The sequence below is a fragment of the Methylobacterium sp. WL7 genome (assembly GCF_008040085.1).
GTDB lineage: Bacteria > Pseudomonadota > Alphaproteobacteria > Rhizobiales > Beijerinckiaceae > Methylobacterium > Methylobacterium mesophilicum.
In genome coordinates, this window is the sequence record NZ_VRVG01000178.1 from 1 (window position 1) to 8021 (window position 8021).

7 protein-coding genes are annotated in these 8021 nt (G+C 70.8%); 5 read left to right on the plus strand and 2 right to left on the minus strand.

Translation table 11 applies throughout. The features are described 5' to 3' along the window. Window positions 1-146: 146 nt before the first annotated feature. Complete coding sequence (locus FV233_RS26795) at window positions 147-1856, plus strand: methyl-accepting chemotaxis protein (RefSeq protein ID WP_187278240.1); 1710 nt, start codon at window positions 147-149, stop codon at window positions 1854-1856. Window positions 1857-1925: 69 nt separating this feature from the next. Here FV233_RS26795 and FV233_RS26800 read toward each other — a convergent pair whose 3' ends face one another. Beyond that, window positions 1926-2426 carry an N-acetyltransferase gene (locus tag FV233_RS26800; protein ID WP_147899324.1) on the minus strand — a complete coding sequence of 167 codons (501 nt, stop codon included), beginning with the start codon at window positions 2424-2426 and terminating at the stop codon, window positions 1926-1928. Window positions 2427-3274: 848 nt separating this feature from the next. Between FV233_RS26800 and FV233_RS26805 the strand changes: the two genes are divergently transcribed. Together FV233_RS26805 and FV233_RS26810 are read left to right on the plus strand one after the other, a co-directional pair. Beyond that, window positions 3275-4441: a type III PLP-dependent enzyme gene (locus FV233_RS26805; RefSeq protein WP_147899321.1), complete on the plus strand. Its 1167-nt coding sequence runs from the start codon at window positions 3275-3277 to the stop codon at window positions 4439-4441. Between the two features lie 130 nt (window positions 4442-4571). Next, window positions 4572-5123 (plus strand): N-acetyltransferase, encoded by a 552-nt coding sequence (locus tag FV233_RS26810; protein WP_147899322.1) that lies wholly within the window; start codon window positions 4572-4574, stop codon window positions 5121-5123. 35 nt (window positions 5124-5158) lie between these two features. Here the strand turns inward: FV233_RS26810 and FV233_RS26815 are convergent, their stop codons facing one another. Further along, a complete protein-coding gene (locus FV233_RS26815; protein WP_147856541.1) occupies window positions 5159-5728 on the minus strand; it encodes a PAS domain-containing protein in 570 nt (189 codons plus the stop codon). Window positions 5729-6001: 273 nt separating this feature from the next. Between FV233_RS26815 and dgcN the strand changes: the two genes are divergently transcribed. Further along, the gene (gene dgcN / locus FV233_RS26820) at window positions 6002-7015 is read left to right on the plus strand and encodes an N-acetyltransferase DgcN (protein WP_147856540.1); all 1014 of its coding nucleotides are present in this window, start codon (window positions 6002-6004) and stop codon (window positions 7013-7015) included. A gap of 1 nt (window position 7016) precedes the next feature. Beyond that, complete coding sequence (gene dgcA, locus FV233_RS26825; RefSeq protein WP_147899323.1) at window positions 7017-8000, plus strand: N-acetyl-D-Glu racemase DgcA; 984 nt, start codon at window positions 7017-7019, stop codon at window positions 7998-8000. Window positions 8001-8021 lie beyond the last annotated feature (21 nt).

Genomic DNA, 8021 nt, shown 5'->3' on the forward strand with positions numbered 1-8021 from the left:
GCAATAAGCCTTCAACTCATTAAAATCTTGACATTGAATGGCCGCTGTGGAATTTATTCATAACAAGTTTGACAATCTTTGGATATCTATAGTTTATGTTCGATATAAATCCGAAGCATTCGATATCTTTTCGCATCGGTATATTGGTGACCGTGCTGATCGCGCTGTCGATCGCAAGCATTTCGGGCCTGATGCTGACGGAGATGCGCGACGAACTTCGGGATCGCGCCCAGCTGGCTCTCGACAGCAATCTTCGCCTGCTTCGCCAAACCCTCATCGACGAGGGCGGCGCGGGGGCGGCCTTCGCGATCACGGCCGGCCAGCTCGCGATCGGGCAACACGTGATTACCGCCGCCGATCCAGCGGTCGATCGCGTCCGCGACATTCTCGGGGGAACCGCCACCGTGTTCCTCGGCGATACGCGGATCGCCACCAATGTGATGGCGCCGGACGGCCGGCGCGCGATCGGAACGCATCTCGCCGCCGGGGCCGCCCACGACACCGTCCTGCGTGACGGCCGGGGTTTTCGCGGCGAGGTGGATATTCTCGGCACACCCTATCTCAGCCGATACGAGCCCATTCAGGACGCGGACGGCAAGACGCTTGGAATTCTCTACGTCGGCGTGAAGAAGGCGGACTTCCTGGCAACCCTGGATGCGTTGCTGCGGCATGCCGTGCTTGTCGGTGTCGCGATCACCCTGGTGAGCGTCGCACTTCTTTGGGGCGTCCTGAATCGTGCGATGGTGCCGCTCAGAAGACTGACCCATGTCCTCATCGATCTCGGCCGTGGGGATCTCGACCGCGACATCCCCGCCACCCAGCGCCGGGATGAGGTCGGCGCCATGGCGCGCGCCGTGCAGATCCTGCAGATGGACGCCCAGGCGCGCCAGCGCCTCGAAGGGGAGGCCGAGATGGCCGCCGCCGAGAAAGCCAGGACCCTGGATCAGCTCGAGGACACGCTCGCCGGCTTCCAGGGCGCCATGCAGGATGTGGTGACGACCGTCGCCCGCAACACCCGCGAGATGGGCGAGATGGCGGAGGCGCTGACGGCGATTTCGACCCAGACGGCCCGCGAGGCGGATAGCGCGTCGACGATCTCGACCGACACCGCTGCGCATGTCTCGGCCGTATCCGCCGCCACGCAGGCATTGTCGGGGTCGATCCAGGAGATCTCGCAACAGATCGACCGGATGTCGCAAACGGTGCGTCAGGGGAGCGTCACCGCCGAAGAGACGGCCGGGCAAGTGCGGGACCTTGCCGCGACGGGCGAGCGTATCGGACGGGTCGTGGCCTCGGTGCAGGCGATCGCCGAACAAACGAATCTGCTCGCGCTCAACGCCACCATCGAGGCGGCCCGCGCGGGCGAGGCGGGCAAGGGGTTCGCCGTGGTGGCGGCCGAGGTGAAGACGCTCGCGGCCCAGACGGCGAAGGCCACGCAGGATATCGTCGCGCACGTCGCCGAGATCCAAGACGGGACGCGCCGCGCGGTGGTCGCCAACGATCAGGTCTCCGATGTCATGGCCGTCATCTTGGACTCTGCCGCCAGCGTGGCCTTGGCGATTGAGCAACAGGACGCCTCGACTCATGAGATCGCCCGCAGCGTCCGGAAGGCGGTGGAAGGGGCAAGCCAGCTATCCGGAAGCATCTCGGGCGTTCGCTCGGTCGCGGGCGAAACCGCGGGCGCGGCCGGTGGTGCCCTCGAGGTCGCGCGCGCGATGCGGTCGCAATCGGTGGAGATCGACTCTCAGGTCCGTGCCTTCTTGCTGGCGCTGCGGCAGGGGGCGATGGACCGTGGCCAGCCGAAGGACTTGAACGGCCCCGGTTCCGAGCGGGGCGCATCTCGCGCCGTCGCTTGACCCATACGGGTCGAGGGGCGGTCTGCGGCGCCAAGCCGCTGCTCCTGCGGCACTCGGCTTGATCGGCTCCTAAAGCCCCCGCTCGTAGCGCCAGGCCTCCATCCCGTCTTCATAATAGGCGGGCTGGACGGCGAAGCGGGTGTAGCCCCGGCGCTGGTACAGGCGGATGCCGGCGCCGTTGTCGGCGCGGACCTCGAGGCGCAGGCGGTCGCAGCCATGGGCGCGGGCCTGGGCCTCCGCGGCGTCGAGCAGTTTTCCGCCGAGCCCGAGGCCGCCGCGGTTGGGCGCCACCGCGATCGAGGCCAGGCGGGCGATCCGGCTGCCGCGCCGCCGCTCCAGCACCGCCGCGCCGACCAGGACCGGATCCCCATCCCCGTCCGGCCCCGCGATCAGCGCCGCCAGGACGTCCATGCTCGGGGACAGGATCGCGTGGCGGATCGCCCGGCGCTCGGCCCGGTCGGTGGCGAAGGCGGCGTGCTCCAGGGCGACGAGCGCGTCGAGGTCGGCCAGCCCGGCGGTGCGGATCTCCGGCTCCGGGAGCCCGTCTCCGCGCGGATCGCGCACCGGCATGCCGAGGGGGGCGTTGACGGGGGCGTTCACGGGGGCGCTCACGCCCGGGCCGTCGTGACGGCGCCGAAGCCGGCTCGGTCCAGGCGGACGGACGATAAGGATGCGGCTCCGGAGCCGGGCGCGACGGCGAGGCGATCCGGCACCGCTCTCGATCTGTTCGGCCCGGTCATCACACGCTCGACTGAGGACATCGCTCCGGCGGTCAGATGCCCGCTTCCGGACCGCTTGGGAAGCCCGCGCGACCCGGCCGCCGGTCGGGAATGCGCCGTTTTTGCAACGGCTGCGGCATAGGGCGGATCGCGTGGGGGAATACGGGTCGATCGGGCCCGAAGCCCCTTGTTGTCGGGGGTCGTTCTCCGTATATGCGCCGTGCCCAATTTCGCACGTGCCTGTGGCCGCGTGCCGGTTGGTGGGCATCCGGTCAACTGCCGGACAGCCGCCAGGGGTCTTAAAGGATCGATGGTCGCAAGGGTGGATCCCTACGGCCGGCATCCAGGTGGCGACACCGGACCCCGACAACAACCGGCAGCCGGAGGCGAAACCGGCGAACCCCGCTCTCCACGGGGGACGCAGCTTAAAGCAACGACGAACGGGCTTTTTTGGTCTCGTCGGCCCTCCAAAGGCCGGCACCGAAGAGGCTTGTTTCTCTTTGCCCGGCGTGCGGTGGGGGTCCTCCCTTCCAATCCACGGCAGCTTCCGGGTGCTCTGCGCCCGCCTGGATCGACGCGTCTCCAAAGCGCTTCGGTCCGCGCGACGCATCGCCCCCTGACGCCGACGGCCCGTTGGGCCGTCACATCGACAGCGCGCCCGCCAGACGGGCGCTCGCGAACCCGTGCCGGGAGACGACCATGACCGATCGCATCCGTGATTTCCTGCGCGTGCGCCGTGACCTCGGTCAGGACGAGGGACCCGTGATGGTCCTCGACCTCGATGTCGTGCGCGACAACTACACCGCCTTCGCGCGCTCCCTGCCGGACACCCGCGTGTTCTACGCCGTGAAGGCCAACCCGGCCCCCGAGGTGCTGCGCCTGCTCGCCGAGATGGGCTCCTGCTTCGACACCGCCTCGGTGGCCGAGATGGAGATGGCGCTCGCCGCCGGCGCGACCCCGGACCGGATCTCCTTCGGCAACACCATCAAGAAGGAGCGCTGCATCGGCCGCGCGCTCAAGCTCGGCATCCGCCTGTTCGCGGTGGATTGCCAGGCCGAGGTCGACAAGATCGCCCGGGCCGCCGAGACCGTGGAGGTCGCGGCCTCCGACGTGCGCGTGTTCTGCCGCATCCTGTGCGACGGCGCCGGCGCCGACTGGCCGCTCTCGCGCAAGTTCGGCTGCGTGCCCGAGATGGCGACCGACGTGCTCGAGCACGCCCACCGGCACGGTCTGGAGGCCTACGGCATCTCGTTCCACGTCGGCTCGCAGCAGGGCAACACCGAGGCCTGGGACGGGGCGCTCGGCTCCGCGGCGGCGATCTTCCGCGAGTGTGCCGAGCGCGGCATCTTCCTGTCGATGGTCAATCTCGGCGGCGGCTTCCCGACCCAGTACCTCAAGGCGGTGCCGGGCGTGGAGAGCTACGGCGAGGCGATCTTCCGTGGCCTGACCAAGCATTTCGGCAACCGGATCCCGGAGACGATCATCGAGCCGGGCCGCGGCATGGTCGGCAATGCCGGCCTGATCGAGGCCGAGGTCGTGCTGGTGTCGAAGAAGTCCGCCGACGCCGACGAGGTGCGCTGGGTCTATCTCGACATCGGCAAGTTCGGCGGGCTCGCCGAGACCATGGACGAGTCGATCCGCTACCCGATCCGCACCACCCGGGACGGGGACCGGACCGAGCCCTGCGTCATCGCCGGGCCGACCTGCGATTCGGTGGACGTGCTCTACGAGCGGCAGCTCTACCCGCTGCCGGTCTCGCTCTCGATCGGCGACAAGGTCCTGATCGAGGGCACGGGCGCCTACACCACCACCTACGCGGCGGTGGCCTTCAACGGCTTCCCGCCCCTCCAGCAGATCGTCATCTGACTTCTTTCGGATCGTTCCGGCGGCCCACGGCCGCCGGACGCCGATCTCCGAAAGCCGCAGGGATGGAGGGCGCCCGGCCCGCCATCCAAGAAGAGCTTCTCCCGCTCGTCGGCCCGGGGAGGGCACGGTCATGATCGAGATCCGCGCGGAGCACCTCAACGACGTCCCGGCGCGCGAGCGCCTGCTGGACACCTGTTTTGCCGGCAATCGACGCGCCAGGACGTCGGAGCGCCTGCGCGAGGGACGGCGTCCCGCCCGCGGCCTCGCCTTCGCGGCGACCCGGACCGGCCGCCTCGTCGGCACCCTGCGCTTGTGGCACGTCGAGGCCGGCCTCGCCCGCCCGGCGCTCCTGCTTGGCCCGCTCGCGGTCGATCCGGCGATCCAGGGGCAGGGGCTCGGCTCGGTGATGATGCAGGCCGCCCTCGGGCGGGCTGAATCCCTGGGCCACGGCGCCGTGCTGCTCGTGGGGGATGCGCCCTACTACGCGCGCTTCGGCTTCGACCAGGCGCTGGCCGAAGGGCTGACCCTGCCGGGTCCGTTCGAGCGCGCGCGCTTCCTCGGGCTGGAGCTCCGCCCGGGGGCGCTCGCGGGCGCCGCGGGCATGGTCCGGCCGACGGGCGTCCTCGCCCCGGTCGAGTCTGTGGCGGACGAGGCGGCGGTCGCGCGACGACGCGCCGCCTGATGGCCGCGGCCGGTCCGGATGAGCCCGGGCCGGCCTCAGTGAACCGTTTCGCCATCCTCGATGACGGATGCGTCGGGTGAGATCGCCATCCGCCGCGCGATCGCCTGGGCGACCCGGAACAGGGCCTCCCGCAGGGGCGCCAGCGCGGCCTTGCCGCCATCCTCTTCGATCAGGCCGTGCGCAATCAGCAGATGGTCGGCCACGAGGTCGAGGGTCGAGGCCGGGGCCATGGCGGGACTCGGCGGCGGCGGGACGAAGCGCCCGAGGCCGCCCTGCGCCTGCATGGGCTCGCCGCCCGGGGGGATGTCGGTGATCGAGCCGAGGAACCCCAGGAAGGTGTGGTCGGGCGGCCCGTAGGAGGGCACCGCCCCGGCGGTCGCCCAGATCGAGGCGCCGTCTTCGCAGGAGAGGCGAAACCGGACCGTGAACTCGGCCTGCGCCTGCGCGGCCTCCTTGATGACCGCCCGCAGCACCGCGCCGTCCTCGCTGTGGAGCCGCTCGAACCAGCCCTGCCCGACGGCGTCGCGGCTGGCCTGCCCGGTGAGGCGGTGCCATTCGGGGCTGACATAGGTCAGGGCGCCCGTGGCGTCGGTCATGAAGATCATCGGATGACCTCCGGATGCGGAAGGCTGCTCGACCGATGGAATCCGCCCATCGCGAGCGCAGGACTCCTTCGGCAATCGTGCGCGGATGCCGCCCGTTCCGGTGCGCGGGCCGAAAGTACGGGGCGGCCGGGGAAATCCACCGCTGCCCGGGCATGCCGGCGATGCGCCGGACGGGGACGGCGTCCACCGCCCTGGCCGCCATCGTGCATTGCGCCGAGCGGCCACGATCCCGCATAGACGGGCCGCCGGCTTCCCCAGAAGGCTTTTCGACCGATGCAGATCGCCACGCCCTATCTGATGTTCCTGGGCGACGTGCCCGACACGCTGGCGGCCAAGACCGCCTACGGCATCAAGGATTGGCGCCCGGACTGGTGCGTCGGCCAGATGCGTCTCCCCGGCTGCGCGGCCGACCTGGGGATCCCCGACATGACCCTGCCGGAGGCCCTGGCCAAGGGCTGCCGGACCCTGGTGATCGGCGTGGTCAACGCCGGCGGCGTGCTGCCGGACCACTGGATCAAGGAGATCGTGGCGGCGATCGAGGCCGGCCTCGACGTGGCGAGCGGCCTGCACGTCAAGCTCGGTGCGGTCCCGGCGATCGCGGAGGCCGCCGCACGGCGCGGCCGCCAGCTCCACGATGTCCGCCACACCGACGAGCGTTTCCCCACCGGCAAGGGCACCAAGCGCGCGGGCCGGCGTCTGCTCACCGTCGGCACCGACTGCTCGGTCGGCAAGAAGTACACCGTGCTGGCCCTGGAGCGGGGCATGCGCGAGCGCGGGCTCGATGCCGATTTCTGCGCCACCGGCCAGACCGGCGTGTTCATCTCGGGCCGAGGCGTCGCCATCGACGCCGTGGTGGCCGACTTCATCTCCGGCGCGGTCGAGACGATCTCGCCCGAGGCCGCCCCGAATCACTGGGACCTGATCGAGGGGCAGGGCTCGCTGTTCCACCCGTCCTTCGCAGGCGTCAGCCTCGGCCTGCTGCACGGCGCCCAGGCCGACGCCTTCGTGGTCTGCCACGAGCCGACCCGCACCACGATGCGGGGCGTGAAGCACCCGTTGCCGACCCTCCAGCAGGTGATCGACCTCACCGTGCAGCTCGGCAGCCTGACCAACCCGGCGATCCGCCCGGTGGGGATCGCCGTGAACACGCAGGCTTTGGGCGAGGGCGAGGCCAAGGCGCTCCTCGAAAAACTCGCCGCCGAGCACGGCCTGCCCGCCACCGACCCGGTGCGCTTCGGCGTCGCCGGGCTGGTCGACCGGATCGTTTCCGACTTCCCGGAGGTCTGACATGGCCCGCCGCCTGACCCTGTCCGTCGAGCGCTTCCCGATCGCCGGGGCGTTCACGATCTCCCGGGGCAGCCGCACCGAGATCGCCGTGGTGGTGGCGACCATCACGGACGCGAACGGGATCGGGCGCGGCGAGTGTGTGCCCTATCCCCGCTACGGCGAGAGCGTCGAGAGCGTCGTCGCGCTGATCGAGGGGCAGGCGGACGCGATCGGCGCCGGGATCGGGCGGGACGAACTCACGGCGCGGATGAAGGCGGGCGCGGCGCGCAACGCCCTCGACTGCGCGCTGTTCGATTTGGAGGCCAAGCTTCAGGGCCGCCGGGCCTGGGAGATCGCCGGGCTGACCGCTCCCGCCCCGGCTGTGACCGCCTACACGCTGAGCCTCGGCACCCCCGAGAGCATGGGCGAGGCCGCCCGGGCGGCGTCCCACCGGCCGCTGCTCAAGGTGAAGCTCGGCGGGGCCGGCGACCCCGAGCGTATCGCCGCCGTGCGGGCGGGCGCCCCGCAAGCCCGGCTGATCGTCGATGCCAACGAGGCGTGGCGGCCGGAGACCGTGGAGGCCAACCTCGCGGCCTGCCTGGAGGCCGGCGTCGCGCTGATCGAGCAGCCCCTGCCGGCCGACGCCGACGCGCTGCTCGCCGAGATCCCGCATCCGGTCCCGGTCTGCGCCGACGAGAGCCTGCACGACCGCGCCGGCCTCGACGCGCTGGCCGGGCGCTACGACGCGGTCAACATCAAGCTCGACAAGACCGGCGGCCTGACCGAGGCGGTGCTGCTCGCCCGCGAGGCCCGGGCCCGCGGCCTGTCCGTGATGGTCGGCTGCATGCTCGGCACCTCGCTCGGCATGGCGCCCGCCACGCTGCTGGCGTCCCAGGCCGACTTCGTCGATCTCGACGGCCCGCTGCTGCTCGCCCGCGACCGCGCCCCGCCGCTGCGTTACGACGGGAGCATCGTGCATCCGCCGGAGCCGGAGCTGTGGGGGTAGGGGAAGCGACAGGATCGGGGC

Coding starts and splice junctions, on each gene's coding strand:
- FV233_RS26800 (WP_147899324.1), bottom strand. CDS start 2,426: ATGCCGGTGCGCGATCCGCGCGGAGACGGGCTCCCGGAGCCGGAGATC.
- FV233_RS26805 (WP_147899321.1), top strand. CDS start 3,275: ATGACCGATCGCATCCGTGATTTCCTGCGCGTGCGCCGTGACCTCGGT.
- FV233_RS26810 (WP_147899322.1), top strand. CDS start 4,572: ATGATCGAGATCCGCGCGGAGCACCTCAACGACGTCCCGGCGCGCGAG.
- FV233_RS26815 (WP_147856541.1), bottom strand. CDS start 5,728: ATGATCTTCATGACCGACGCCACGGGCGCCCTGACCTATGTCAGCCCC.
- dgcN (WP_147856540.1), top strand. CDS start 6,002: ATGCAGATCGCCACGCCCTATCTGATGTTCCTGGGCGACGTGCCCGAC.
- dgcA (WP_147899323.1), top strand. CDS start 7,017: ATGGCCCGCCGCCTGACCCTGTCCGTCGAGCGCTTCCCGATCGCCGGG.